Annotated in this window: 26 protein-coding genes and 1 tRNA gene; 12 read left to right on the top strand and 15 right to left on the bottom strand. The window is 68.7% G+C overall.

All coding sequences use genetic code 11. The features are described from left to right. Window positions 1-21: 21 nt before the first annotated feature. A complete protein-coding gene (locus I1E95_RS11800; RefSeq protein ID WP_197162492.1) occupies window positions 22-1,035 on the top strand; it encodes a PRC-barrel domain-containing protein in 1,014 nt (337 codons plus the stop codon). 42 nt (window positions 1,036-1,077) lie between these two features. On the opposite strand, the gene msrB is transcribed toward I1E95_RS11800, so the two are convergent. The 3 genes from msrB to I1E95_RS11785 all read right to left on the bottom strand — a co-directional run bounded on the left by msrB (window position 1,078) and on the right by I1E95_RS11785 (window position 2,902). Then, a complete protein-coding gene (gene msrB / locus I1E95_RS11795; RefSeq protein ID WP_197162490.1) occupies window positions 1,078-1,491 on the bottom strand; it encodes a peptide-methionine (R)-S-oxide reductase MsrB in 414 nt (137 codons plus the stop codon). Window positions 1,492-1,519: 28 nt separating this feature from the next. Further along, entirely contained in the window at window positions 1,520-2,803 is a 1,284-nt protein-coding gene (locus I1E95_RS11790; protein WP_197162488.1) for a glycosyl transferase, read from the bottom strand. A gap of 17 nt (window positions 2,804-2,820) precedes the next feature. Further along, a tRNA-Leu gene (locus tag I1E95_RS11785) sits at window positions 2,821-2,902 on the bottom strand. A gap of 126 nt (window positions 2,903-3,028) precedes the next feature. On the opposite strand from I1E95_RS11785, the gene accC reads away from it, so the two are divergent. Beyond that, complete coding sequence (gene accC / locus I1E95_RS11780) at window positions 3,029-4,393, top strand: acetyl-CoA carboxylase biotin carboxylase subunit (protein WP_197162486.1); 1,365 nt, start codon at window positions 3,029-3,031, stop codon at window positions 4,391-4,393. Between the two features lie 44 nt (window positions 4,394-4,437). On the opposite strand, the gene I1E95_RS11775 is transcribed toward accC, so the two are convergent. Then, entirely contained in the window at window positions 4,438-4,764 is a 327-nt protein-coding gene (locus I1E95_RS11775) for a YggT family protein (protein ID WP_197167450.1), read from the bottom strand. Window positions 4,765-4,841: 77 nt separating this feature from the next. Here I1E95_RS11775 and psbX point away from each other — a divergent pair, with 77 nt between their 5' ends. From psbX to I1E95_RS11755, 4 genes are all read left to right on the top strand, one after another. Continuing rightward, entirely contained in the window at window positions 4,842-4,964 is a 123-nt protein-coding gene (psbX, locus tag I1E95_RS11770) for a photosystem II reaction center X protein (RefSeq protein WP_197162484.1), read from the top strand. A gap of 92 nt (window positions 4,965-5,056) precedes the next feature. Beyond that, window positions 5,057-6,046, top strand: a complete 990-nt coding sequence (locus tag I1E95_RS11765; RefSeq protein WP_197162482.1) for a Ycf66 family protein — start codon at window positions 5,057-5,059, stop codon at window positions 6,044-6,046. Window positions 6,047-6,069: 23 nt separating this feature from the next. Then, entirely contained in the window at window positions 6,070-6,609 is a 540-nt protein-coding gene (locus I1E95_RS11760) for a Tol biopolymer transporter periplasmic protein (protein WP_370594591.1), read from the top strand. Then, window positions 6,606-7,127, top strand: a complete 522-nt coding sequence (locus tag I1E95_RS11755; protein ID WP_197162481.1) for a hypothetical protein — start codon at window positions 6,606-6,608, stop codon at window positions 7,125-7,127. Before I1E95_RS11760 ends, I1E95_RS11755 begins: the two co-directional genes overlap by 4 nt. A 3-nt stretch (window positions 7,128-7,130) precedes the next feature. On the opposite strand, the gene I1E95_RS11750 is transcribed toward I1E95_RS11755, so the two are convergent. The 3 genes from I1E95_RS11750 to I1E95_RS11740 are packed head-to-tail and all read right to left on the bottom strand — an operon-like array spanning window position 7,131 to window position 9,743. Then, window positions 7,131-7,331 (bottom strand): chlorophyll a/b-binding protein, encoded by a 201-nt coding sequence (locus tag I1E95_RS11750; protein WP_197162479.1) that lies wholly within the window; start codon window positions 7,329-7,331, stop codon window positions 7,131-7,133. Beyond that, window positions 7,331-9,358, bottom strand: coding sequence for an ABC transporter ATP-binding protein/permease (locus I1E95_RS11745; RefSeq protein ID WP_197162477.1), 2,028 nt, complete (start codon window positions 9,356-9,358; stop codon window positions 7,331-7,333). The genes I1E95_RS11750 and I1E95_RS11745 overlap by 1 nt, the downstream gene beginning before the upstream one ends. Window positions 9,359-9,398: 40 nt before the next feature. Beyond that, window positions 9,399-9,743, bottom strand: coding sequence for a histidine triad nucleotide-binding protein (locus I1E95_RS11740; protein WP_197162475.1), 345 nt, complete (start codon window positions 9,741-9,743; stop codon window positions 9,399-9,401). An 81-nt stretch (window positions 9,744-9,824) separates the two neighbouring features. Here I1E95_RS11740 and I1E95_RS11735 point away from each other — a divergent pair, with 81 nt between their 5' ends. Further along, entirely contained in the window at window positions 9,825-11,411 is a 1,587-nt protein-coding gene (locus tag I1E95_RS11735; RefSeq protein WP_197162473.1) for a YifB family Mg chelatase-like AAA ATPase, read from the top strand. Window positions 11,412-11,444: 33 nt separating this feature from the next. Here the strand turns inward: I1E95_RS11735 and rpsU are convergent, their stop codons facing one another. From rpsU to def, 4 genes are read right to left on the bottom strand one after another with little or no spacing between them, the layout of a single operon-like run. After that, window positions 11,445-11,615 carry a 30S ribosomal protein S21 gene (rpsU, locus tag I1E95_RS11730; protein WP_006172073.1) on the bottom strand — a complete coding sequence of 57 codons (171 nt, stop codon included), beginning with the start codon at window positions 11,613-11,615 and terminating at the stop codon, window positions 11,445-11,447. A gap of 58 nt (window positions 11,616-11,673) precedes the next feature. Beyond that, entirely contained in the window at window positions 11,674-12,405 is a 732-nt protein-coding gene (locus I1E95_RS11725) for a DUF3747 domain-containing protein (RefSeq protein WP_197162472.1), read from the bottom strand. A 60-nt stretch (window positions 12,406-12,465) separates the two neighbouring features. Further along, on the bottom strand, window positions 12,466-12,663 hold the full coding sequence (locus tag I1E95_RS11720) for a hypothetical protein (RefSeq protein WP_197162471.1): 198 nt from the start codon (window positions 12,661-12,663) through the stop codon (window positions 12,466-12,468). Between the two features lie 6 nt (window positions 12,664-12,669). Continuing rightward, window positions 12,670-13,275: a peptide deformylase gene (gene def, locus I1E95_RS11715; RefSeq protein WP_197162469.1), complete on the bottom strand. Its 606-nt coding sequence runs from the start codon at window positions 13,273-13,275 to the stop codon at window positions 12,670-12,672. Between the two features lie 103 nt (window positions 13,276-13,378). Between def and I1E95_RS11710 the strand changes: the two genes are divergently transcribed. Next, window positions 13,379-15,301 carry a prolyl oligopeptidase family serine peptidase gene (locus tag I1E95_RS11710; protein ID WP_197162467.1) on the top strand — a complete coding sequence of 641 codons (1,923 nt, stop codon included), beginning with the start codon at window positions 13,379-13,381 and terminating at the stop codon, window positions 15,299-15,301. Beyond that, window positions 15,301-16,728, top strand: a complete 1,428-nt coding sequence (locus I1E95_RS11705) for a sodium/glutamate symporter (RefSeq protein ID WP_197162465.1) — start codon at window positions 15,301-15,303, stop codon at window positions 16,726-16,728. The genes I1E95_RS11710 and I1E95_RS11705 overlap by 1 nt, the downstream gene beginning before the upstream one ends. 5 nt (window positions 16,729-16,733) lie before the next feature. Here I1E95_RS11705 and I1E95_RS11700 read toward each other — a convergent pair whose 3' ends face one another. Continuing rightward, complete coding sequence (locus I1E95_RS11700) at window positions 16,734-18,815, bottom strand: bifunctional aldolase/short-chain dehydrogenase (protein WP_197162463.1); 2,082 nt, start codon at window positions 18,813-18,815, stop codon at window positions 16,734-16,736. Between the two features lie 173 nt (window positions 18,816-18,988). Here I1E95_RS11700 and corA point away from each other — a divergent pair, with 173 nt between their 5' ends. Further along, window positions 18,989-20,017 (top strand): magnesium/cobalt transporter CorA, encoded by a 1,029-nt coding sequence (gene corA, locus I1E95_RS11695; RefSeq protein WP_231594597.1) that lies wholly within the window; start codon window positions 18,989-18,991, stop codon window positions 20,015-20,017. Here corA and mtnA read toward each other — a convergent pair. After that, entirely contained in the window at window positions 19,982-21,136 is a 1,155-nt protein-coding gene (mtnA, locus tag I1E95_RS11690) for an S-methyl-5-thioribose-1-phosphate isomerase (RefSeq protein ID WP_197162459.1), read from the bottom strand. The two genes, corA and mtnA, sit on opposite strands and share 36 nt — an antisense overlap. Window positions 21,137-21,258: 122 nt before the next feature. On the opposite strand from mtnA, the gene I1E95_RS11685 reads away from it, so the two are divergent. Then, complete coding sequence (locus I1E95_RS11685) at window positions 21,259-21,630, top strand: VOC family protein (RefSeq protein ID WP_197162457.1); 372 nt, start codon at window positions 21,259-21,261, stop codon at window positions 21,628-21,630. Between the two features lie 17 nt (window positions 21,631-21,647). Here I1E95_RS11685 and I1E95_RS11680 read toward each other — a convergent pair whose 3' ends face one another. Next, the gene (locus I1E95_RS11680) at window positions 21,648-23,615 is read right to left on the bottom strand and encodes a monovalent cation:proton antiporter family protein (RefSeq protein ID WP_197162455.1); all 1,968 of its coding nucleotides are present in this window, start codon (window positions 23,613-23,615) and stop codon (window positions 21,648-21,650) included. 1 nt (window position 23,616) lies between these two features. Next, on the bottom strand, window positions 23,617-24,024 hold the full coding sequence (locus I1E95_RS11675; RefSeq protein WP_197162446.1) for a hypothetical protein: 408 nt from the start codon (window positions 24,022-24,024) through the stop codon (window positions 23,617-23,619). 502 nt (window positions 24,025-24,526) lie between these two features. Here I1E95_RS11675 and I1E95_RS16945 point away from each other — a divergent pair. Further along, window positions 24,527-24,829 (top strand): hypothetical protein, encoded by a 303-nt coding sequence (locus I1E95_RS16945; RefSeq protein WP_231594596.1) that lies wholly within the window; start codon window positions 24,527-24,529, stop codon window positions 24,827-24,829. Window positions 24,830-24,870 lie beyond the last annotated feature (41 nt).

Below are 24,870 nucleotides of genomic sequence, written 5' to 3'. Positions count from 1 at the left end.
CACCCGCCCGGGATCTGGCCTTTGACCTCCTCCTACCCTCCCTCCGCCGACCCTTCCGGCGCCGCCCCCAGCGACAGGCTCTGGCTGCGCTCCGAGCTGATGGGAACCCAGGTGATCACCCGCGACACCGGCCGCCGGCTGGGCGTGGTGGGCGAAGTGGTGGTCGACATCGACCGCCGGGAGGTGGTGGCGCTCGGTCTGCGCGACAACCCCTTCACCCGCTTTCTGCCTGGTCTGCCACGCTGGATGCCGCTCGATCGCATCCGCCAGGTGGGCGATGTGGTGCTGGTGGATTCCGCCGATTCCCTGGCGGAAGGGTTCAACCCCGATCGCTACAGCAAGGTGATCAACTGCCAGGTGATCAGCGAGTCGGGCGAACAGCTGGGACGGGTGCTGGGCTTCAGCTTCGACATCGAAACCGGAGAGCTCACCACCCTGGTGCTGGGAGCCCTCGGTGTTCCACTGCTTGGCGAAGGGGTGCTCAGCACCTGGGAACTGAGCGTCGAGGAGATCGTGAGCAGCGGGCCCGATCGGATCATCGTGTACGAGGGCGCTGAGGAGAAACTCAAGCAGCTGGGCAGCGGCCTGCTCGAGAAACTGGGCATCGGCGGCCCCAGCTGGGAGCAGGAGGAGCGGGACCGCTTCCGCCAGACCATGGTGCCGGTGGAGAACCAGCTGGCCTCCGGACAGCCCAGCGTCCAGGAGCAGCGCCGGATTCAGCCCGCCTCCAGCCGTGCCGTGCAGGTGGAGGAGCAGGAGGAACTGGAGTACGTGGAGCTGGAGCGCCGCCGTCAGGAACCCCTGCGTCAGCGGCGGTACCTCGACGAAGATGAGTACGACGACGAACCAAGACGCCGGAGCCCCCTGCCCCAGCAGCCCCGTCAGGCTCCGCTTCGCTCCAGCGGAGACCAGCAGCGTCAGCCGCTTGATGTGGAACCCGAGCCCTACCGGGGGAGGCAGGAGCCGGAACCGGAGGTGCTGGAGCCCCCGGCCCGCCCCCGCACGAATGAGGAGCGCTTCTCGGATCCCTGGTGACTGGTGACCGGGTGAATCCTGGGATAGGCCGGCCGGGGGGCCTCAGTCCGCCGGCCTGAAGTTCAGGGAGGCCGAGTTCACGCAGTAGCGAAGGCCCGTGGGGCCGGGGCCGTCATGGAAGAGGTGGCCCAGGTGGGCCTCACACCTGGCACAGCGGATTTCGGTTCGCACCATGCCGTGGCTGCGGTCCTCGATGGTGGTGATCGCTGCGGGATCGAGCCCGTCCCAGAAGCTGGGCCAGCCCGTACCGGAATCGAACTTGGCGCTGGAGCCGAACAGGGGCGAACCGCAGCAGATGCAGTCGTAGCGACCCTCCTGCTTGGTGTTCCAGTAGGCCCCGGTGAAGGCCCGCTCGGTCCCGCCGCAACGGGCCACCTCGTACTGCTCGGGCGTGAGGCGCTCACGCCAGTCGTGATCGGAGGGGGCTGGCGTGGCGGCCGTGTCGGAGCTGGCCATCGGGCAAGAAAGGTCTGCTGCCGTCAATTTAGGCAGCCGGCAGAAGCTCCTGCACCATCGCCGCCAGGGCCGCCACGGCCCCGGGCTGGCCGCGCAGGCTGCGCAGATCGTCGCGCTGGCCCCGCAGCCGCTCCGGGTGGGCCAGCCACTCATTGGCCTCGGCAGCGATCTCGGCGGGCGTGATCGCTCCCACCCGCTCGGGCACCACGGCACGTCCAGCCGAGATGTTCGGCCAGGCCAGAAACCCCCGCTGGCGCATGCGCCAGGCCGTGAGCGCCAGGCCCAGCAACCAGCGCAGCAGGGGCAGGCGCGCCAGCAGACCCAGCCAGCCGTCCCAGGCCTGCATCACCTGCAGATGCTGGGTGGGCACCAGGACGATCATCGGCACACCGAGGGCCCCGAGTTCAGCCGTGTTCGCCCCCACGGTGGTGAGCGCCAGAGCGCACTGGCTCAGGGGGGCATGGGCCGGATGCTGCTCGAACAGCAGGATGGGGGTGCCGGCCCCGCTGATCAGCCAGCGCTGGCCGGAGCCGGCCTCCGGCTCGAGCAGCCGGGGCGGCTGACCGCCGTAGTGGCGCTGAATCGGGTTGCCGCTGCCTCCGTAGGCCAGCAGATCGGGCACGCTGGTGGTCGGTGCCACCGGCAGGATGAAGCGACACCCGGGCCGCAGGCGGGCGAGTCGATCGGCGGTGTCGAGCAGGAAAGGAACACCCACCTGCAGCTTCGCCCGTTTGGAGCCGGGCAGCAGGGCCACCCACTCCCCCTCGGGCAGGGGAGCCACCGCCCGCGCCTCCTCGGAGAGATCGGCCATCAGATCCCCCACCACCGTGCAGCGCTTGCGCCAGCGGGGAGGCAGGCGCGTGGCGGCCTGGGGGCCCATCGCGGCGATGCGGTCGTTCCAGCGCGGCCAACGGGCCACCCACTCGGCATACGTGAGGTGGCGGTAACCGAGACGCGCCGAGAGCAGCACGGTCCAGAACTGATCTCCGCCCAGGAAGACCACCACCCCATGGGCGGGCCAGGGTCCATGGCGCCGGGGCCTGACCAGCAGTTCCCAGAACTTCCGGGCCGGCACGATGCGGGAGAACAGGCCGAGGTCACGGGCCACCCGCGCTTCGCTGCCGGTGGCGTTGGGGCAGGGCACGAGCACCAGCTCCAGGGAGCACGCCGCCCCAGGCACGACGGGTTGAAGCTCCAGCTGACGATGCAGGCGCTGGGCAAGAGGGCGCACCCAGGTGGTGAGTTCGCCAGGGCCGTTGCACACCAGCACGATCGCTGTGGTGGGCGTGCGGCTCAGCAGCGGCTCTCTCAAGTTGTGGGAAGGGAAAATGCGGATGGCGAGACTTGAACTCGCAAGGCCGAAGCCACACGCCCCTCAAACGTGCGTGTCTACCAATTCCACCACATCCGCGTGGCCGTCAGGAGTCTGGACTCCCTTCGGCTCGTCAATATACCCATCGCCGGTCCCGGCCTCCGCCGAACTGCGGAGTCAAGGGTCAGCACTGATACAGTCCGCAGCGGCCTTGACCCACCACGGATGCCCATCGGCAAGCTGCTGATCGCCAACCGTGGCGAGATTTCTCTCAGAATCCTGCGCAGCTGCCGCGAACTGGGCATCAGCACAGTGGCGGTCTACAGCACCGTCGACCGCAACGCCCTGCACGTGCAACTGGCCGACGAGGCGGTCTGCGTGGGGGAAGCCCCCAGCAGCAAGAGCTATCTCAACATTCCCAACATCATTGCCGCGGCGATCTCCCGGGGCGCCGATGCGATCCATCCCGGTTATGGCTTCCTGGCCGAGAACGACCGATTCGCGGAAATCTGCACCGCCCACGGCCTCACCTTCGTCGGACCATCCCCGGAGGCGATCCGGGCCATGGGGGACAAATCCACGGCCAAGGCCACCATGCAGCGGGTTGGAGTTCCCACCATCCCCGGCAGTGAAGGTCTGCTGGAGGACGCCCGGGAGGCCTCCGTGCTGGCTGGGCGCATGGGCTTCCCCGTGATGATCAAGGCCACGGCCGGCGGTGGTGGCCGTGGCATGCGCCTGGTGCAGGAGCCGGAGCAGCTCGAGGGACTCTTCAAGGCAGCTCAGGGGGAAGCGGAAGCGGCCTTCGGCAACCCCGGCCTCTACATGGAGAAGTTCATCGAGCGGCCCCGCCACGTCGAGGTGCAGATCCTGGCTGACCGCCACGGCAATGTCGTGCACCTGGGCGAGCGCGACTGCTCGATCCAGCGCCGACACCAGAAGCTGCTGGAGGAAGCCCCCAGTCCGGCGCTGGATCCTGAGCTGCGACGGCGCATGGGCGAGGCGGCGGTGGCGGCAGCCCGCAGCATCACCTATGAGGGCGCGGGCACCGTGGAGTTCCTCGTGGATCGCAGCGGCAGCTTCTATTTCATGGAGATGAACACCCGCATCCAGGTGGAGCATCCCGTCACGGAGATGGTCACCGGCTTTGATCTGATCGCCGAGCAACTGCGCATCGCCGGGGGCGAGCCCCTGAGCATGCGCCAGGAGGACGTGCAGCTGCGCGGCCATGCGATCGAATGCCGCATCAATGCCGAAGACCCGCAGCAGAACTTCCGGCCGGCCCCGGGCCGGATCACCGGCTGGTTGCCACCGGGGGGGCCGGGCGTGCGGGTCGACAGCCACGTCTATACAGGCTACGAAATCCCCCCCTTCTACGACTCGCTGATCGGCAAGCTGATTGTCTGGGGGCTCGATCGCGAGGCGGCCGTCAAGCGCATGCGCCGGGCCCTGAGCGAATGTGCGATCACCGGTATCCCCACCACGATCGAGTTCCACCTCGCCCTGCTGGATCGGCCCGAGTTCCAGAGCGGCGATGTCCACACCAAGTTCGTGGAGCAGGAGATGCTGCCGCCTGCTGATCCGCGCGGCTGACCCGGCGACGAACCGCCGGCTTCAGGCCATGGCCATGGACGCACTCAGACAATGGACTGGCTCTGACGCAGCACCTGGGTGAGCAGCCCCTGCTGTCCCACCACCAGCTCCCTGAGCAGGCTGATCAGCCCCACCCAGATCACCGGGGTCACATCGACGCCGCCGATGGCGGGAATCAGCCGGCGGCTGAAGCGCAACAGCCCCTCGGTGGGCCAGCCGATCAGGCGCATCGCCCCGCGGTTCAGATCCACCTGTGGGTACCAGGTGAGCACGATGCGGAACAGGAACAGCAGGGTCCAGGCCGCCAGGCCCAGAGCCAGCGCGGTGTGGAGCACCGGCAGGGCAGAGACCAGCACGGAGACGGCCGTCACAAAGCGGTAAGCAGCGGTGGTCCCATCGTAGGAAGCGGGCACCGCTGCCTAAGATCCGGTGCGGATCCCATGGCGCCATGACCCCATCCCTCTCCAACTTCCTCAGCAGCCTCGTGTACGGAGCGCTGATCGTGGTGATTCCGATCACCATCGCCCTGGTGCTGATCAGCCAGAACGACCAGGTCGACCGCAAGCTCTGAGCTGCCGCTGATTCTTCCGTTCCAGGTCCCTAAACTGGAACTGCCGTTCACCCCTGGCGGACGGAACAAGTCGTTCGCCTGAGGTTTCAGACGTGGTCAATGCCAGCCTGAACTGGGCCAGCATCGTCGGCATCGTGTTGGCCGTCGGTGGTGCGTTCCTCTATTTCATGAGGAGCTTCAAGCCTGCCCTCGCCCGCGACTACGACGTCTTCTTCGCCGCCGTGGGTCTGCTCTGTGGCGGGATTCTCTTCTTCCAGGGCTGGCGGCTCGATCCGATCCTTCAGTTCGGCCAGTTCCTGCTGGCGGGAACCACCGTCTTCTTCGCCTACGAAAGCGTGCGCCTGCGGGGCGTCACCACCGAGCAGGCACGGCGCTCCTCCTACTTCGACGACGACGAGCCCATGCCCGCCAGGCCCAGGGTCGGCGGGCGTCCCGGCTGGGATGACGACATGGAGCGCTTCGAGGAGCCCCAGCCCCTGCGCCGGCGGATCCGCTCCCCCCTCAACGAGGAAGCGGACGACGAACCCAGCTTCTACCGCCCCCGTCGTGAGGCCGCCCGTCCTGCCATTCCCGAGCGTGCCGCCAGCCGCCGCCCGGCAGGCGACAGCTCCTGGGACGCTCCTGAAACCAGCCGCCGCCCGGCAGGCGACAGCTCCTGGGACGCTCCTGAAACCAGCCCCCGACGCGAGCCCGACGCCTACAGCACCCGCAGGGCCGGGATCTCCAGCACCGCGCCATCCAGCACGGCACCCTCAGGCCCGGCCTTCGGTTCCCGCCGGCGGGAGCGCGACAGCGGCATCGAGCCCCGTCGCGGCAGCCGTCCGGTGCCCAGCGCCGAGACCATGCCTCGCTCCAGCCGCCGGCCCGGCCCGGCCGGCGGCACGGATCCGGCATCGGGCACTCCCCCTGGCGTCCCCCAGGGCACTCCGATCCGCAACCGCCCCAGCACCACGACCAGCTCCGGTTCTGGTGCCGGTTCCACCCCCACCGGCACCCCCGTGAGCGATGCCGACTACACCCCGCTGAGGCCCACCCCTTCCAGCAGCCGGCCCCGGGACAACACCTCCCGTTTCGACAGCTGATCACCCTGCCGAGGCCCCGCTCACTGACGGTGACGGCGGCGGTCCTGGCGGTTCTTCTGAGTGCATGCTCCCTGCCGTGGGCCCGCCGAACCCGGCCAGCTCCTGGCCCTGGCTGGTCGTCGAGCCTCAGCCGCCAGGATCCAGCCCTCAGCGGTGATGGTCGTCTGCTGGCCAGCGTGATCGAACGACAGGGTCGCTCCACCGTTCTTCTCCAGGAACGCGCCACCGGACGGGTGTTGCCTCTGCGCCACCTCAACCGCTGGCAGCCCCACAGCTCCCCCTCCCTGAGCTGGAGAGGCCGCTACCTGGCCCTGATCGTGCAGCGGGGCGACAGGCGCCTGGCGGTGATCGAAGATCGCCTCACCGACCGGCTGCTGCCCTTGCCCCTGCCGGGCGGGCGCGAACCGGTGCGACTGAGCCTGGCGCCCGACGGCCAGCGCCTCGCCCTGCAACTGGTATCCGCCGGCCGCTGGCGGGTGGAGGTGTTCGAGCTGGGGGGGGTGCTGGAGGTCGATCCGCCGGCCGGAGTGCTGCTGCGCACGCCGGCCGGAGCAACGCCATGACACCCCAGGGGAGGACTGAGTCAGGTGCCCCCCGGCAGGGGCTGGCACAGCTGGCGTTGACCCTGCTGGCCGCCGGCCTGCTCACCGCCTGCGCGGCCACACCACTGCGGCCCCTGCCAGCCGTCAACCAACGGCTGGAGCAGAACGGCAGCAACCGCGATCCCTCTCTGAGCGGCCGCTGGCTGGCCCTGATCAGCGGGCGTGACGGACGCGAGCGGGTTGAGCTGATCGACCTGGATCAGAACCGGCCCGTCCCCCTGCAGGGCCTGAACCGGCCCGACGCCCAGCCCCTGAACGTCAGTGTCGATGCCAGCGGTGAGCGGATCGCGCTGATCCGCCAGCGGGACGGCCGCACCGAACTGGTGCTCTACCTCCGCAGCAGGGCGGGTCTGCAGCCGCTGCCGCTGGATCCGCCGGGAGTCCCCCGGCAGGTGCAGCTGGGCGCGGATGGACGCGTGCTGGCTGTTCAGGTCAGCCGCGGCGGCCTCTGGCAGGTGGACCTGATCGAGCTCCCCTGAGACTCAGGGCACGAGGCCCGCCCAGTGCAGGAAGGTGTCGCCGCTGAGTGCCTCAATCAGCAGCACGGCGGCAAAGCCGAGCATGGCGAAGCGCCCGTTCACCCGCTCCGCGTAGCTGCTCCAGCCGAACGCCGGCACTTCGGAGGTGGTGGCACTGGTGGCTGGAACGACCTCAGGGTCACCGGCAGGGACAGGGGATGTCATCAGGGCTCACGGTTGCGGCCAAAGTCATAACCGGCGGCGGGCAGCAGCCGCCAGCCGCCCTGGCCGTCGAGCTCGAGCACGGTGTCGTGGAAGGCCACCAGGGTGGGCCTGTGACCCACACTCACGAAAGCCATCTCCCGCTCCACCAGCAGCTCGTAGAGGGCCTTCTCGGTGGCCACGTCAAGGGCGCTGGTGGCCTCGTCGAGAACCACGAAGCGGGGGGAGTTGAGCAGCAGCCGGGCGAAGGCCAGACGCTGCTGCTCGCCGAGCGAGAGCAACCGGGGCCAGTCCTGCTTGATGTCCAGATCGGGGTAGCGGCTCACCAGTTCGGGCAGGCGCACCTCCTCGAGCACGTGGCGCAGCTGGTCGTCGCTGAAGCGATCGGTGGGCTGGGGGTAGCAGAGCTGCTCCCGCAGGCTGCCCAGCAGCATGTAGGGCTTCTGGGGAATGAACATCAGCTCACCCACCGGCGGGCGCTGCACATGGCCGGCGGCCGGAGGCCAGAGCCCACTCACCAGCCGCAGGAAGGAGGTCTTGCCGCAGCCCGAAGGCCCGACCACCAGCAGCCTCTGGTGGGCTGTCACCTCCAGGCTGAGATCGCTCACCAGCAGGCGGCTGGTGCGGGGCGGCACCAGATCCACGTGGCTCACCAGGATCGACTCGGGACGCACGGCTGCGGCTGCGGCACCCATGGCGCCTCCGGCGGAGGCCTGCTCGGCGGCCACGAACTCGGCCATCTCGGCATTGATCGCCTCCACCTTGCCCTGGAAGCCCTCGAGACGGCTGATGGAGGCGGAGAAGGCGGCCAGCCGGTCGATGTTGTTGACGATGTAGCTGACCGAGAACAGCACCTGGGAAAAGGCGATGCTGGCCTGGCCGAAGACCCCGAAGTCCACCTGCTTGGCGAAGTAGATCGGCGCGATCACGAGCCAGGGCAGGAAGCGCGAGAAGTAGTCGTACGAGCGCTGGATCACCTGGATCAGGGCTTCCCAGATGATCAGCCGGTTGTAGTTGACGATGACCCCGTCGAGGCGGCGTTCACCCTCCTTCTGCTCCTGGCGCTCCCCCCGGTAGAAGGCGATCGATTCAGCGTTGTCGCGGATGTGGACGAGGCCGTAGCGGAAGTCGGCCTCCAGCTTGAGCTGCTGATAGTTCAGGTTGACCAGCTTGCGGCTGGCGAACACGATCAGGGCCGTTCCCCCCACCGAATAGGCCAGCAGCCAGAGGGCCAGGGTCTGGTTGATGCTCCAGAGAACGATGATGAAACTGAAGAAGGTGAGCAGGGCGGCGATGATTTCCACCGTCACGCTCAGGCTGGTGGCCGTGAAGCTGGCCGCGTCCTGGGAGATCCGCTGGTCCGGGTTGTCGATCTCCTCGATGCTCTCGTCGTTGGGATTGAGAACGTAGTAGGCCCGGTTGGTGAGGTAGCGGCCCAGCATGCGACCACTGAGCCATTCCCGCCACATCAGGCCCAGCTTGGGGATCAGGTAGCTCTGGATGGCGCGGATCGGCAGGGCCAGCACCAGGCAGAAGGCGTAGATCGCGACGATCTTCCAGAACTCCTCCTCCTTGTAGGCCACCAGAACGTTGTCGATGTTCCGGGCGATGTAGCTGATGCCGACGTTGATGCCATTGATCACCAGGATCAGCAGGGCGATCACCCCGAGCAGCAGCCAGGGCAGCCAGCGTCCCTGGCGCAGCTTGCCGCGCAGAGCCACGAAGCAGCTGAGGCCGGCGGCGAACAGGACCATCACGACCACGCCGATCGGTCCGTTCCAGATCGCCGCCACCTGCTCGGGGACCCCTGGCAGGAAGCGGCTGCGCAGGTCGGGGATCCAGGCACCGGCGGCGGCCACCGTCCCGGTGAGCAGCAGCAGGGTGAGCCCGACCACCACCGCCAGCAGGGCGATCACCAGCAGCAGGAACTGGCCGCTGCCGCGATTCCCCTCATCCAGCGGCAGGAAGTAGGGCTGGGCCAGGCGCTGCAGCTTGGCCAACTGCTCGCGAAGGGCCTTGAGGGGACGCATGAACGGCTGCAAGTCGGCTCATTGTCGCCGCTGGCGGGCGTCAGCCGGGGGGCCAGAGCAGGGGCCGGCCGCCGATCACGTGCACATGCAGATGAAAGACCGTCTGTCCGGCCTCGGCGCCGTTGTTGATGACCATGCGCCAGCCGCTCAGCCCCTCCTGCTTCGCCACCTGAGCCGCCACCAGCAGCAGATGGCCCAGCAGGGCCTGGTGGCGGGGTTCGGCGTCGGCCAGGTTCACCAGCGGCTCGCGCGGAATCACCAGCACGTGCACAGGCGCCTGGGGCTGGATGTCACGGAAGGCCAGGCAATGCTCATCGGCGTGCACCTGATCGCAGGGAATCTCGCCCCGCAGGATGCGCCCGAAAATCGTGTCGCTCTCAGCCATGACGCCTCCGCCTTGAACGGCAACGGGTGGGGGGGTGAGACAGGCGGGGCACTGACTGGGTGTCCGGACGCCTGAGCGCCGATGTTGGCACGCTGCAGCAGCGCCACCCTGCAGGGCCTGGAGGCCAGGGAGGTGGCGGTGGAGGTGGACATCGCCCCCGGTCTGCCGGGGCTCCAGATCGTCGGTCTGGCGGAAGCGGCCGTGCGCGAGTCCCGTGAGCGGGTTCGGGCCGCCCTGCGCAACAGCGGCTTCCGCATGCCCCTCACCCGGGTGATCGTCAGCCTGGCCCCGGCGGATCTGCGTAAGGAGGGGCCGGGTTTCGATCTGCCGATCGCCCTGGGGCTGCTGCTGGCCTCGGGCCAGCTCTCGCCCGAGCACATGCAGGGGATCTGGAGCACCGGGGAGCTGGGCCTCGATGGCGGCCTGCGGCCGGTGCGTGGAGTGATGGCTCTCGCCCTGGCCGCCAGACGTGCCGGAGCGAGAGCTCTGGTGGTGCCCCAGGCCAATGGCGGCGAGGCAGCGCTGGTTGCGGGGCTGGAGGTGTGGCCGGCGTCTGATCTGGCGCAGCTGATGGGCTGGCTGGCGGATGCGCAGGGCATTCCGGCTCCGGCACCCGCCCTGACGCAGCCGGAGGCGAAGCAGCCCGACCTGGCTGAGGTGATCGGTCAGGCCCACGGCCGGCGTGCCCTGGAGATCGCCGCGGCCGGAGGCCACCACCTGCTGCTGGTGGGTCCACCGGGCAGCGGCAAAACGATGCTGGCGCGGCGCCTGGCGGGTCTGCTGCCGCCCCTGCCCCGCCAGGAGGCCCTGGAGCTGACCCAGCTCTATTCCGTGGCTGGACTGCTGCCGGAGGGTGGCGGCCTGATCGGCTCAAGGCCTTTCCGGGCTCCCCACCACAGCTGCACGGCCACAGCCCTGGTGGGCGGTGGCGCCACGCCGAGACCCGGGGAGCTGTCGCTGGCCCACCATGGCGTGCTCTTCCTCGATGAACTGGCGGAGTTTCGCCGCGAGGTGCTCGAGCAGCTGCGCCAACCCCTGGAGGAGGGGGAGGTGTGGATCAGCCGCTCACGTCAGCAGAATCGCTTTCCCTGCCGCGCGGCACTGGTGGCGGCCACCAACCCCTGTCCCTGCGGCTGGTTCGGGGATCCGGAGCGGACCTGCTGCTGCGGCGAGGCCCAGCGGCGGCGCTACTGGTCGCGGCTGTCGGGACCCCTGCTTGACCGCCTCGATCTGCAGGTGGTGATGGGGCGTCTGGACCCAGGTGACCTGGTGCGCAGCTTCGGCCTGGGAGCAGCCCGGCCAGCCGGGCCGAAGGACAGTCCCGAGAGCACGGCGGTGGTGGCGACGCGGGTGATGAGGGCTCGGCAGAGGATGGCGCGCCGCAATCCCGGTGGTCAGCCCAATGGACAGCTTCAGGGCGCGAGTCTCAGGACCCTGGTGGAGCTGAGTCCAGGCTCGAAGAGGCTCTGGCAACAGGCCATCGCTCGACGGGGCCTGAGCGCCCGGGCTGGAGAGCGGCTGCTGCGGGTCGCCCTCACCCTGGCGGATCTGGAGGGAACCCAGGTGGTGAAGTCTCAGCACCTAGGCGAAGCCCTGTCGTACCGATCATTTGACCAGGTCGGCAGAGAAATGTCGTTCAGGAACGCTGAACAGCAGCGCCAGCGCTGATCTGATCAGGTTCAGGTCGAGCCCCGCGGGCGATCAGCGGCGACGACGACGCTGCTGGGCCTTGCGCTTGTACTTCTCGGTTGGCGTCTCGTGGTGACGCAGGCGCTTGAGGTCGGCGAAGATGCCGGCTTTGGACACCTGCCGCTTGAAGCGGCGCAGGGCCGACTCGATGCCTTCGTTTTCGCCGACGGTGACCTGGGTCATGAACCACGCAGTGGGGCTTGTTGAACGTCAATGTAGCAATCGGCTCAACGGCCCCCGATCACGGCTGGGCCTTGGAGCTGGGGATCGGCGAAAGGGTCACCGGAGTGGCCGGGGCGGGGGAGACCGCAGGCGGACTGGTTGCTGGAGCCTGACCTGAGGTGGTGGTGGCGGCTGGGGCCTGAGCCTCGGACTGGGCGGCCTCCTGGCCCGGCCAGGTCTCCCGGTACAGGTAGACATGCCCCAGGGCGCGGTTGCCGAAGTGGCGGCGCATCAGCTTCCAGCCCGGTTCGGGAACGAACAGCAGGAAACCGTCGCTGTGGCCCTGGGTGCGGGCCACCACCACCTCGGGACCCGCCTGGTTGCGGCCCGGTGCGGCCAGCAGGATGTTGTCGCTGCCCTGCCGCACCACGCTCAGCCTGTACACGGTGCCCAGATCGCTGCCGCCCACCCGCAGGGAATAGCCGTTGCCATCCATGTAGCGGGAGCAGATGCCGGTGAAGTCAAAGGTGGCCAGCAGGGGCTCCACCCGGGTCGGCGACGAGCCGTTGGTGGAGAAGCAGGGACGGCGGTCACTCACCTGCTCGTAGATGTTCAGCTGGGCGCGAAGGCCATCGCCGATCGGCGCCGCCACCATCACGAACTTCGACTGATCCAGGTCACGGGCACTGAACAGAGCTCCCTGGGCGGCGACGGGGCCGGCGGCGGCAACACCCAGCACCAGCACTGCCGGCAGGGGGGACAGCAGCGTGCTGAACGATCGCAGGAGGAGCGGCAGTGGCGCGACGCGCATCGGTGAACGAGACGAGGTGAGCCCGATCGTAGAAGTGAGATCAAGTGCCGCCAGGGGCGCTCAGCTGGCCTTGTTGAGACGAATTGCGACCAGCAGGCTGATCAGGGTGCCGGGCAGACAGGCCGCCAGAATCAGCCGCGTGGTGAGCACCCCCAGGTCAGGCTCGCCGTAGGAGAGCTCGAAGACCGAGCCGGTGGCGGCGATGCCAAGCAGGCAGGCGAGCCCGAGAAAGACCCCTGCGAGGGGTTGCATCGGCATGGGGAATCAGCGCTGGGAGTGGACATCATCACGGCGGAAGCCGTGATCCTTGAGCTCCTCGTTGAGACTGAGCTCATCGCTGACCAGATCGACGAAGAGCACCCCCTTGAGATGGTCCATCTCGTGGAGGATGCAGCGGGCGAGGAGGCCATCGGCCTTGATGCGGCGTGGGCGCCCCTGCTCGTCGCGGTAACTGACCTCTGCCTCGCTCGGGCGCACCACGGAGAGGTAGACCCCGGGAATGCTCAGACAGCCCTCCTCATAGGTGTTGAGCGCCGCGCTGGTGGCGTTCAGTTCCGGATTCACCAGCACCATCGGTGGCGTGGCGGGGTTCTCGGGATCGAGGTCGATCACCAGCAACTGCTTGTGCACCCCCACCTGGGGTGCGGCCAGGCCGATGCCGTGGGCGCTGTACATGCTGCGCAACATGTCGCGGGCCAGCTCACGAACCGATTCATCCACCTTGCTGATGCGCTTGGCGGGCTGGCGCAGCACCTGATCGCCCAGCCTGTGAATCGTCAGCGGAGGGGTGTCGAGCACCTGCTTGGGGACCTGGACCGTGCGGCTGGTCTGCTCCGCCTGTCGGGCCATCTTGGCGAAGCTGCTGGCCAAAGCGTCACCTGAAACGATGGTGTGATTGTAGGAGCCGCTGGTGGGGCACGGTTCAGGGCAGGGTGCAGGAGCCGGGCCGGGCCGGCCCCTGGAGGCGTCGGAGGTGGTGGGTCGCACGCCGCGGATCAAGGAACCCCAGCTGCACCGAGGCCGGCTGTTCTGGCTGGAGCAACGCCCCGCCGAGCAGGGGCGCACCACCTTGATGATGAGACCCTCGCCCACAGCCGAGGCGATCGAGCTCACGCCCGGCGACTGGAACCTGCGCAGCCGCGTCCATGAATACGGCGGCGGTGTGGTGGCGGTGGACCGGGGACCGGCCGGAGCCAGCGCGGGCGGGCCTGTGGTGGTGGTGAACGATCGCGATCGCTGCCTCTGGCGTCTCGAGACCGAGCGGCCGTCGGCTCAGCCCATGCGGCTCACCGAGCCGGGGGAGCGCGCCTTCGCCGATGGGTTGATCGATGGGCGGCGACGGCGCTGGATCGGGGTGATGGAGGCCGGCGGGCTCGATCAGCTGGTGGCCGTGCCCCTGGAGGGGGGTGAACCGCAGCTGCTGCGCCAGGCCCTCGACTTCTGCGGCTATGCCGTGCTGAGCCCCGATGGCGGCCGTCTCGCCTGGGTGGAGTGGCAGCAGCCGCACATGCCCTGGGAGCGCAGCCAGCTCTGGCTGGCGGACGTGCTGCCCGGAGGAGAGCTGGGTCCGGCGCGGCTCATCGCCGGCTCCGGCACGGCGGGCCAGCCGGCGGCCTGCTCGGTCTTCCAGCCCCTCTGGCTGGCGAACGGGGATCTGGTGGTGGCCAACGACCGCCACGGCTGGTGGAACCTGGAGAGGCTGGAGGCCACAGGCGCTGGGGCCTGGCAGCGGCTGCTGCCGATGGAGGCGGAGTTCGGCATGCCGCAGTGGGTGTACGGGATGCTCACCACTGCCTGGGATGGCCGCCAGCTGGTGGCGGCCGCCTGCGTGCAGGGCCGCTGGCAGCTGGGCCGCGTGCTGCTCAACACCCGTGACCCAGACGGCGGAACGGAGCCAGCCCTGGCTCGCTGGGAGCCGATCCCCTGCCCCTTCGATGATCTCGAGGGGCTCTGGGCCGAGAACGGCCAGCTGGTGGCGGTGGCCGCCGACGCCAGCACCGAGGCGGGCCTGCTCAGCCTGGATCTGGCCAGGGGCCGTTGGCGGCACCAGGCGGCCGCCGACCTGGCGGGGGTGCCGGCGGCTGTCCGCCGTCCGCTGGCTCACTCCATCCCGGCGGACGGCGGACAGCCGGCTGAGGCGCTCTGGTTCGAGGGCTACGGAGGCCGCCCCACCCACGCCTGGTATCACCCCCCTCAGGGGGGAGGCAACGCCGGTGCGCCGCTGCTGGTGAAGGGTCACAGCGGACCGACGGGCATGGCCGGCACCGGTCTGAATCCGGCCATTCAGTACTGGACCAGCCGGGGCTGGGGCGTGGTGGATGTGAACTACGGCGGCTCCACGGGCTTCGGGCGGGCCTACCGCGAAAGGCTCGATGGGCTCTGGGGTGTGGTGGATGTGGCCGACTGCTCCGCGGCGGCCCGCGCCCTGGTGGCCACGGGCCGCGCCAGCCCTGAGCGGATCGCGATCGAAGGAGGCAGCGCCGGTGGGTTCACCGTGCTGGCCGCCCTCTGCTTCAGCGATGTGTTCCGTGCGGGGGCGTGCCGCTACGCCGTGGCCGACCTCGCCAGCCTGGCCGACAGCAGTCACCGCTTCGAGGCCCGCTACCTCGACGGCCTCGTGGGTCCCTGGCCGGCAGCACGGGCCATCTATGAGGCCCGATCCCCGCTCCACCACGCCGAGCGGATCCGCTGCCCGGTGATTTTCTTCCAGGGTCTCGAGGACAAGGTGGTCCCCCCAGCCCAGACCGAACGGATCGTGGAGGCTCTGGTGCAGAACCGGATCCCCGTGGAACTGCATCGCTTTCCGGGTGAAGGCCATGGCTTCCGCAGCGGCACCGTGCAGATTGAGGTGCTGGAGGCCACAGAGGCTTTCTTCCGGAAGCACCTAGCCCTCTGATGCCGTTCATCCCAGTCAGCGTCAGGATTCTGGTGGAGGCCGTGGAGACGCCGGCCGTGGCGCTGGTGGCCCTTGGTCTGGTGCTGGTGGTGGGCCGCAGCCTCGGTGATGTGCTCGGACTGCGCCACTGGGGCATTCCCGAGGCCCTGCTGGCCGGAGTGCTCGGCCTGCTGGTGGCGCCGGCGGGGCTGGTGCCCCTGCTCAGCCAACCCGTGATCGACATCTGGGATCAGCTGCCGATGGTGCTGCTCACCCTGGTGTTCGCCACGCTGTTGCTGGCCAAACCCCTGCCCAGACCGGCCGGGCTCTGGCGGCCGCTCTCGGCCCAGGTGCTGCTGGCCCTCACCCTGGCCTTCGGTCAGTACCTGGTGGGTGGCCTGGTGGTGCTGCTGGTGCTGCAGCCGCTGCTGGGAGTCCATCCGTTGATGGCCTGCCTGATCGAGGTGGCCTACGAGGGGGGGCACGGCTCGGCCGCCGCCATGGGCGCCAGCTACGCCAGCCTGGGCTTCGAAGGCGGCGAGGCCCTGGGTCTGGCCATGGCCACGGTGGGGTTGCTGATCTCCACGGTGGTGGGGGGGCTGGTGGTGGTGCTGGCCCGCAGCCGGGGCTGGCTGATGGGAGGGTCCACCATCGCCTCAGGCGTGGCGAACCCCCCTGAGCCGGAGGAGGGCGTCACGCCCCAGCAGGCTGAGGCGCTTGCCGCCCAGGCCGAGCCACCCTTGCCCCCACCGCCGGAGCTGAGGCTTTCGGCCCTGGCCCTCAACCTGGCCCTGACGGGACTCGCCGTGGCCTTCGGCGTGGTGGCCCTTGCCGGTCTGCGGCGGGTGGCCGACCACGTGGGCGGGGGGCTGGCGATGGTGGTCGATGTGTTCCCGGTGTTCCCCCTGGCCCTGGTGGGATCGCTGCTGGTGCGCTGGCTGCTGGAGCGTTCCGGCAAGGACCACTGGGTCTCGACCCGGGTGCAGAACCGCCTGGGCACGGTGTCGGCCGATCTGCTGATCACGGCAGCCACCGCCTGCCTGGATCTGACCCTGCTGGCTCACGACTGGATGTCGCTCACGGCCCTGGCCCTGGCCGGTCTGGCCTGGAACCTGGGGGTGTTGCTGCTGCTGGCCCCGCGCATCCTGCCTTCGGCCTGGTTCGAGCGGGGGATCATCGAGTTCGGCCAGGCCACCGGCGTGGCGGCCAGCGGACTGCTGCTGCTGCGCATGGCTGATCCACTGGATCGCAGCGAAGCCCTGCAGCCGTTTTCGATCAAGCAACTGCTGCTCCAGCCGATCGTGGCCGGAGGAGTGATCACGGTGGTGGCGCCGCTGGCGGTGAGCAGCTGGGGGCTGCCGGCCTGGACCGGGCTCTGCCTGGCGCTGGTGCTCCTCTGGGGAGGGCTGGGCCTGGCCCTGATGGCCGGGTCCCGAAGCCCGGCCTGAGGCCCTCAGCGCACCATCGCCGCCACGTTGCCCCCATCGACGGTCAGCACCGCGCCGGTGGTGCGCTCCATCAGGGCCAGGGCCACGAAGGCCTCCGCCACATCGCTGGCCCGCACCTCCTCACCCAGCAGGTTGCCGGCCATGTAGGCCTTCTCGCTGACGCCCCGGGCGGCGGAGCGTTCCTGGATCATGCCCTCATCCAGCAGGCCGGAGCGGATGCGATCGGCATTGATGGCATTGGCGCGCACCCCTTCGCGACCGCCCTCGAGGGCGTACTGGCGCATCAGAGCCATCAGGGCCGCCTTGGCGATGCCATAGGCGCCGAAGCCGGGGCCGGGGTTGAGCGCCTGCTTGCTCACGTTGAAGAGCAGCTGACCGCCCATTCCCTGGGCGCGGAAGATGGCCATCGCTGCCTGGGCCACGCTCTGGTGTGAGAAGAGGTTGAGTTCGAAACTGGCCCGCAGGTCGGCGTCGCTGAGATCGGCGATGGCGCCACTCCAGGCGGCACCGGCATTGCTGACCACGATGTCGAGGCCGCCGAAGTGGCCCGCCACCGCCGACAGCGCCTGGCGTACAGCCTGGGGATCGGTGAGATCGCAGGCCAGACCCAGGGCGCGGCGCCCGCAGCTGGCCGCCACCTCCACGGCCTGCTCTCCCTGGCGATCGAGCACCGCCAGATCGGCGCCTCGCCGGGCGAAGGCGCGGGCGGTGGCGGCCCCGATCGCTCCGGCGCCGCCCGTCACCAGCACCACGCATCGGGCCAGGGGCAGCTCCTTGGCCTTACCGAGCTTGGCCTGCTCCAGGCTCCAGTACTCCATGTCGAAGGTGTCGTCCTCACCCACGGGCTGGAAGCGGCCCAGGGCCTCCGCTGCCAGCAGGGTGCGGGCCCAGGCTTCGGCGATATCGGCGGTGACGGAGGCCTCCTGGGCCGAGCGGCCCACGCCCGCCAGCCCAAGGCCGGGGATGGCCAGCACCCGCGGCAGGGGATCCAGCGGCGTGCGTCCACCGCCGACCCGGGCATTCTGGCGAGCCACGTAGGCCTTGTAGTCAGCGATGAACGCCTCCAGCGCCATGGCGGCGGCCTCCGTCCAGGGGCCCGGATCGCCGCAGGCGGGTGGCAGCACCAGCGCCTGGGCCTTGGTGCGGATGACGTGGTCGGGCGTGGCCACGCCGCGGTGAGCCCAGTCGACCAGGCGCTGATCGTTGACCACCGCCAGGGCGGGCTCCGAGGCGCGGAGATCAAGCAGCCAGCGGCGTGAGGCCACGTCGGCCCCGGCGGCCCGGCTGAGCAACCCGCGCAGCACCGGCAGCACGGCAGCCGCAGGGATGGGGGGCTCCGGCAGGGGTCGCGGCCTGGGCTGGGCGCTCACCCGGGCCAGGCGTGCCTCGGCCTCCCCCACCAGAGCCAGCATCCGCCCGTAGCTCTGCTCGGCCGTGGCGCCGAAGGAGAAGAGACCGTGCTGCAGCAGGACCATGCCTTCGAGCTCCACCCCGGCGGCCATGGCCCGCTGCTCGGCCGCCTCAAAGGCCTCAGCCGCCGCCTTGGCCAGGGCGAAGCCGGGCATCACGTAGGGAACCAGGGCGACACGATCGCCGTAGACCTCCCGGCAGAGCGCTTCGGCGTCCGGCTGATCGGCCAGGGCCAGCAGGGCGATCGAGTGGGTGTGATCGACGAACTTGTGGGGCAGGAACGCGTGAAGCAGGGCCTCCACCGAGGGGTTGGGGGCTGATGGGTCGATCAGGTTTCTGCGCTGGGCGGCCACCATGTCCTCGTCGCTGAGGCGCTCGAGAACCCTCAGAGCCTGGAGGGGCTCCAGTCGCACGGCCGGGTGGCCGGGGGGCTCGATCGTGGCCAGGTCCCAGCCGCTTCCCTTGACGCACAGCACCGGGATGGTCTCGCCCAGCAGGCCGGTGACCTCGGTCTTCACGGAGGTGTTGCCGCCGCCATGCAGCACCAGGTCGGGGTCGCCGCCGAGCAGTCGGGCGCTGTAGGTGCGAAGGGCCAGATCTCTGCTGATGCCCACGGCGCCGTAGCGGGCCACGGCGGCCTCGGCCTCGGCCTGTGACCAGCGGTTCTGACTCGGCATCCGGCGGAGTGGCGGGGATTGACCAGGAGGCTAGGGAAGGGCGCAGCGGCCGAACCGTGCCAGCATCAAGGTCACTGAGACCGGCAGACGCCGCCGCCGCGATGGGGCGATCCAGAAGGTCCGGTCGGCGCCGCCAGGCACGCACGCACAGCGGCGGGGGCAGCAAAGCCGGGATGGCGCCGGGAACGATGGTGTTCGTTGGCGAGCGCAAGTGTGAGCGCGCCCGTGTCGACATCTTCGATTACAACGCCGAGCAGCTGAGTGAAACCCAGGATGTGGAACTGAGCCAGTGCTTCGAGCAGGCCCTGGCTGGGAACAGCGTGACCTGGATCAACGTCAATGGCATCCACGACGTGGGCTTGATCGAAAGACTGGGAGAACACTTTGGCCTCCACCCGATGACGCTGGAAGACCTGGTGAACACCAGCCAGCGCCCCAAGCTGGAGGAGTTTGGTCACTACCTGCTGATCGTGATGAAGATGATGGAGTTCGAGCGCAGCAGCGCCTCGATCAGCATCGAGCACCTCAGCCTGATCCTGGCCGAGAACGTGGTGCTCTCCTTCCTGGAGGATGAGGGAGATGTCTTCGATTCCCTGCGTGAAAGAATCAGGAAGGGCAAGGGCCGAATCCGGCAGCTGAAGGCCGACTACCTCGCCTACGCACTGATGGCCACGGTGGTGGATCACTACTTCCAGGCCATCGAGCAGATCGGTGATCACATCGAGGAGATCGATGACAAGATTCTCGAAGACCCGAGCCCGGATGACATTCAGGACATTCACTATCTCAAGCGCGACGTGCTGACGCTGCGCAAGGCGGCATGGCCCTGCCGTGAAGTGATCAGTGCGATCGAGAAGGGATCCTCACCGGTGCTGACCGACAGCACCCGGGTGTACTGGCGTGATCTCTACGACCACACCATTCAGGTGATCGACATGGTGGAAACCTACCGGGACATCCTCGGCGGCATGCACGACACCTATCTCTCCAGTCTCAGCAACCGCATGAACGAAGTCATGAAGACGCTCACGATCATCTCGTCGATCTTCATCCCGCTCACCTTCATCGCGGGCGTGTACGGCATGAACTTCGAGAACATGCCGGAGCTGCGCTGGCGGCTTGGCTATCAGGCCACCCTGGGACTGATGGTGCTGATCGGCGCGGGTCTAGCGCTCTACTTCCGCCGCCGCCGCTGGCTCTGAGCCCGAGGCCAGCGGTCCATAGAGGCTCCGCAATCCCGCTTCGCTGGCTGGTGCCACCCCCCGCTCGGTGATCAGGGCCGTGACCAGCCGCGCCGGGGTGACATCGAAGGCAGGGTTGAAGCCCCTGCTTCCCTGGGGGGGCAGCTGCAGCAGGGCGACCTCACCCGCTGCGGAGCCGGTCTGGGCCAGCCCCTGGATGTGGGTCACCTCCTCGGGGGAGCGGGCCTCGATCGGGATCCCGGCCACACCATCGGCGAGGGTCCAGTCGATGGTGGAGGCGGGCAGCGCGACGTAGAAGGGCACGCCGTTGTCGTGGGCGGCCAGGGCCTTGAGGTAGGTGCCGATCTTGTTGCAGACATCCCCCGTGCGGGTGGTGCGGTCGGTGCCCACGATCACCGCATCCACCAGGCCGTGCTGCATGAGGTGACCGCCGGCGTTGTCGACGATGACGGTGTGGGGCACCCCTTCGCGGCCCAGCTCGAAGGCGGTGAGGCTGGCGCCCTGGTTGCGGGGGCGTGTTTCATCCACCCAGACATGGATGGCCAGCCCGGCACGGTGGGCCTTGTAGATCGGGGCCAGGGCGGTGCCCCAGTCGACGGTGGCCAGCCAGCCGGCGTTGCAGTGGGTGAGCACATTCAGGGGTTCCTGCTGCCGCTCGGGAGGCCGCTCAGCCGCCAGCCGCCTCAGGAGCTCAAGACCGTGATCGCCGATCGCCGCGCACATGGCCACATCCTCATCGGCGATGACGGCCGCCTCCGCCGCGGCCGCGGCGGCGCGCTCGGCCGCAGGCAGCGGAATCACCCGGTCACGCACCCGCTCCAGGGCCCAGCGCAGGTTGATCGCGGTGGGGCGGGTGGCGTTGAGCCGCTCAAAGGCCGCCGCCAGAGAGGCCTCCCCCGGATCGGCCTGCAGGGCGAGCATCAGGCCGTAGGCACCGGTGACACCGATCAGGGGGGCGCCGCGCACCACCATCGTGGCGATCGCCTCGGCGGCCTGATCGAGCGTGGCGAGCGAGCGGGTGCTGAAGCTGTGGGGCAGGCGGGTCTGATCGATCACCCCCACCGAACGGCCGCCGTCTTCGAGCCAGATCGTGCGCCAGGCCTTGCCGTCGATGTTCATCCGATGCCGCGTGCCACGTGTCGCCGCACCATGCTGACAAACCACAGGGCACTGGCACCGACCTGGGACCAGCGGGTCCAGGAACAGTTCCTAAGCTGAACCGGACCTCGCCGCGAGGCACCATGCCGAGCAATCCCGTGACCTGGTTCGAGCTCAACGTGAGCGACATCGAACGGGCCAAGGCCTTTTACACCGACGTGTTCCAGGTGGAGTTCCAGGACTTCTCCAATCCGGAGATGGACTACTGGTGCTTCCCGATGGACACCTCCCAGGTGGGCGCCGGCGGCGCGCTGATGCGCATGGACGGCTGCGAACCCGGCAAGGGCGGAACCATGGTGTACTTCAGCTGCGAGGACTGCGCCATTGAAGAAAGTCGCGTGGTGCCGGCCGGCGGCCAGGTCTGCCGCCCGAAGATGGCGATCGGCGAGTTCGGCTTCATCTCGGTGGTGCTCGACACGGAGGGCAATCCGATCGGACTGCATTCCATGCGTTGATCGCCGCTGGCACGTCTTCAGCGCACGCTGAACGGATCCCAGGCCTCGGGACCGATCACGAAGAGGATGTCGTCAGCCAGCAGGAGGGTGTGGCCGTGGGGATGCGTGATGGGTTCCCCAGAACGGGTGATCGCCAGGATCGTGACGTTGTGCTCCGCGCGCAGACCGCAGCTGGCGATGGTGTGGCCCACCAGCGGTGACTGTTCGCCCAGGCGCAGGGAGTGGGTGGTGAGGTGGGGGACAGCGACGCGCAGGTCGCTCACGGCCGTGGACTCCGGCGAGAGGCTGCGGGCCATCTGGCGCCAGTCGCCGCGCACCTCACCGATCAGACGCTTGATGTCCTCGCGGGGCACGAGCATCCGCGCCAGCACGCGGGAGAACACCTCGATCGACACCTCGAGTTCATCGGCGATCACCTCATCGGCCCCCAGGGACAGCAGCGTTTCCACCTCACGCAGGTAGCGGCTGCGCACAAGGATGAAGGCATCGGGAGCAAAGCGGCGCGCCAGTTCCACGACGCGCCGGGCACCGGCGGGATCATCGATCACCACCACGATGGCGCGGGCCCGATCGGCATGCACCAGGCGCAGGATCGGCTCCTGGCTGGCATCGCCGTAGTGAATCGGCTCACCGGCGCTGAGGGCATCGCGCACGATCGCGGCGTTCACATCGAGCACGGCATAGGGGATGTCGCAGCGTCGGGCCGTGCGGGCCAGGTTGGCGCCGGTGACCCCGAAGCCCACGATCAGGATGTGACCACTGAGGCCATCGGTGCTGCCGGAGCTGACCGGCACCAGGCGGCGGCGCTCCAGCCGCCGCAGGGGGGTGGTGGCCACCCAGGCGGCCAGGCCTGGACCGCAGGCCACCAGAGCCGGGGTGAGCATCATGCTCAGCACGGCCACATCCAGAACGGTCTGGAAGATGTCGGGCCCGAGCAGGCCGGTGCTCACGCCGGCCTTGGTGGCCACCAGGGAGAATTCACCCACCTGGGCGAGCGCCAGGCCGGTGAGCACCGACCCACCCAGGGGCAGGCCCACCACCAGGGCCGAGCCGGCGGCCACCAGGGGTTTGACCAGCACCACTCCCAGGGTGAGCAGCAGCAGCGAGAGCGGGTGGGCGAGCATGAACTGGATGTCGAGCAGCATGCCGATCGACACGAAGAACAGGCTCATCAACACATCGCGGAAGGGCAGCATCACCGCCACCGCCTGATGGGAATACTCCGACTCCGAGAGAATGAAACCCGCCAGAAAAGCACCCAGCGCCAGTGACAACCCCAGCGACTGGGTCATCATCGCGATGCCCACGCAAAGGCTGAACACACCGAGCAGAAAGGCCTCCGAACTGCGGGTGCGGGTGATGCGCTCCAGCAGCCAGGGCACGATCCAGCGCCAGGCCAGCCACGCCACCAGAGCCACGAGGGCGATCCTTCCCAGCAGGGCCGCAATCGTGTCTGCTCCCGACGCTGCCCCCACCCCAGCCAGCAGGGGTGCGATCAGCATCACCGGAACGACACCCACATCCTGATAGATCAGGATCGCCAGGGTGGTGCGCCCATGCGGTGTTTCCAGTTCGGCTCGCTCCTGCAGCATGCGCAGCACGATGGCCGTGCTGGAGAGCGCCACCACGAAGCCCACATACACCCCCTGTCCTAGGGAGAGCCCCAGCCCCCTGCAGATCGCCCCCACCAGTGCTGCGGTGCCGAAGAACTGCAGGGAGCCGCCGATGAGGAAATGACGGCGCAGACGCGCGACGTCCGCCAGGGAGATCTCCAGCCCGATCACGAACAGCAGCAGCACCACGCCGATCTCGGCCAGCAGTTCGATCTCGTGGACGTTCTGCACCAGCCGGAACAGATCCGGCCCGGCGAGCACACCCGCCAGCAGCAGGCCGATCGAGCTGGGAATGCTGAAGCGGTGACAGAGCACCACCGCCACGGCTGACATCGTGAAGATCACGACAATGTCGAGCAGAAGGGAGGTCATGTCACTGCCATGTGCGGCCATCGGTGCTGCGGTACGTTCCCCCTCCCTGGTTACCGCCGCCGGCACCCAGGGCCTGCATCAGCAGGTAGACCTCGAGGCTGTCTCCCCTGCGCTCGATGCTCTGCTTGAAGCAGAACGCGAAGGGATAAAAGTCGGGCTTCAGCACCAGTTCCCGGCGCAGACTGCGGCGGCTGACCTCAAGCTTGTAGAGCTTGCAATCCTGAAGCAGAAAGGCCATCTCCTGGTTGTTGAGAGTGGTCTGGAACACACGGCCACCCTTAGGGGCCACCTCCTGCTGCAGCCGCTCCAACCTCCGGGCGGGTGAATTCCAGGCGTGCCACGCTGCACTCAGCACCAGCACAAGGCCGCCCGCCAGGGCCAGGGCAGGAAGAGGCCTGAATGCAGCCATGGGCAAAGCCCGGGCGAGGCTTCAGGTTACCGGGGCTGAGCTGGGGGGAGCCCTGAGACGATCGCTGGCTGGTGTCCGATGAGCGCGCCGCCGGCAAGACGGGACCGGACCTGTGGGGTCCCGTCGTCTGGATGGAAGGGTCAGGCCGCACCTGGCCGCTGCCCGACCAGGAGTGCACATCCCAGGGCATCGGCAGGAAGGCGAGGTAGTTGAGCCAGAGCTGCACTGTCGAGAAACCGCCGTGGCGCCACTCCAGGACGTCCATGATCACGTGCAGCGCTGGGGCGACAAGAGCGGCGATGCCCACCGCAGCGGCCAACTGGGACTGGGGAGGTTCACGAGGATTCATCGGCGCCAGGGATCAGGCCCCATGGTCCCGGCTGGCGCAGGCCTGATGCCTGGGAAGACGAAGCCTTGGCATGGCAGCAAAGATGAGCAGCATGACCAAGTAGACCGAGCCCGAGACCTGATCCCGGCTGCTGATGACCTGTGCGATGGACCGTTGCTGAAGGACTCCGGCGAGAGTCAGCTCCGCGGCAATCACAAGAGCGAGGCCCAGGCCGCCAGTGATCAGCGCGCTGATCGGCGAGCAGATGTCAGGGAAGCGGCGAAGCATGTGCCCGGCAGCCCGATCGATGACCACAGCCATGATCGGCATCTCCACAAGTTCCGCCCATCGTTCACCGATGCGAGGGACCAGCAGGGGAACCCTGACCAGACCGAGCAGGAACCCGGCGCCGAGAACGATGGCGCCATACGCGAGACCGGCCTGAATGACCTTTGGCATACTCGCCCCGGGCTCTGACGATGAAACTCTGCCGTGCCGCGACGATGATCAGTTGGCCT

It is taken from the genome of Synechococcus sp. CBW1107, assembly GCF_015841355.1.
GTDB lineage: Bacteria > Cyanobacteriota > Cyanobacteriia > PCC-6307 > Cyanobiaceae > Regnicoccus_A.
This window is presented reverse-complemented; position numbering and strand designations above follow the sequence as displayed.

Bases quoted from the DNA above. Each gene is read 5' to 3' on its own strand.
- I1E95_RS11680 (WP_197162455.1), bottom strand. From the start codon at position 23,615: ATGACCTCCCTTCTGCTCGACATTGTCGTGATCTTCACGATGTCAGCC.
- psbX (WP_197162484.1), top strand. From the start codon at position 4,842: ATGACCCCATCCCTCTCCAACTTCCTCAGCAGCCTCGTGTACGGAGCG.
- I1E95_RS11705 (WP_197162465.1), top strand. From the start codon at position 15,301: ATGCCGTTCATCCCAGTCAGCGTCAGGATTCTGGTGGAGGCCGTGGAG.
- rpsU (WP_006172073.1), bottom strand. From the start codon at position 11,615: ATGACCCAGGTCACCGTCGGCGAAAACGAAGGCATCGAGTCGGCCCTG.
- mtnA (WP_197162459.1), bottom strand. From the start codon at position 21,136: ATGAACATCGACGGCAAGGCCTGGCGCACGATCTGGCTCGAAGACGGC.
- I1E95_RS11700 (WP_197162463.1), bottom strand. From the start codon at position 18,815: ATGCCGAGTCAGAACCGCTGGTCACAGGCCGAGGCCGAGGCCGCCGTG.
- accC (WP_197162486.1), top strand. From the start codon at position 3,029: ATGCCCATCGGCAAGCTGCTGATCGCCAACCGTGGCGAGATTTCTCTC.
- msrB (WP_197162490.1), bottom strand. From the start codon at position 1,491: ATGGCCAGCTCCGACACGGCCGCCACGCCAGCCCCCTCCGATCACGAC.
- I1E95_RS11725 (WP_197162472.1), bottom strand. From the start codon at position 12,405: ATGCGCGTCGCGCCACTGCCGCTCCTCCTGCGATCGTTCAGCACGCTG.
- I1E95_RS11745 (WP_197162477.1), bottom strand. From the start codon at position 9,358: ATGCGTCCCCTCAAGGCCCTTCGCGAGCAGTTGGCCAAGCTGCAGCGC.
- I1E95_RS11720 (WP_197162471.1), bottom strand. From the start codon at position 12,663: ATGCCGATGCAACCCCTCGCAGGGGTCTTTCTCGGGCTCGCCTGCCTG.
- I1E95_RS11675 (WP_197162446.1), bottom strand. From the start codon at position 24,024: ATGGCTGCATTCAGGCCTCTTCCTGCCCTGGCCCTGGCGGGCGGCCTT.
- corA (WP_231594597.1), top strand. From the start codon at position 18,989: ATGGCGCCGGGAACGATGGTGTTCGTTGGCGAGCGCAAGTGTGAGCGC.
- I1E95_RS11755 (WP_197162481.1), top strand. From the start codon at position 6,606: ATGACACCCCAGGGGAGGACTGAGTCAGGTGCCCCCCGGCAGGGGCTG.
- I1E95_RS11735 (WP_197162473.1), top strand. From the start codon at position 9,825: ATGTTGGCACGCTGCAGCAGCGCCACCCTGCAGGGCCTGGAGGCCAGG.
- I1E95_RS11750 (WP_197162479.1), bottom strand. From the start codon at position 7,331: ATGACATCCCCTGTCCCTGCCGGTGACCCTGAGGTCGTTCCAGCCACC.
- I1E95_RS11685 (WP_197162457.1), top strand. From the start codon at position 21,259: ATGCCGAGCAATCCCGTGACCTGGTTCGAGCTCAACGTGAGCGACATC.
- I1E95_RS11740 (WP_197162475.1), bottom strand. From the start codon at position 9,743: ATGGCTGAGAGCGACACGATTTTCGGGCGCATCCTGCGGGGCGAGATT.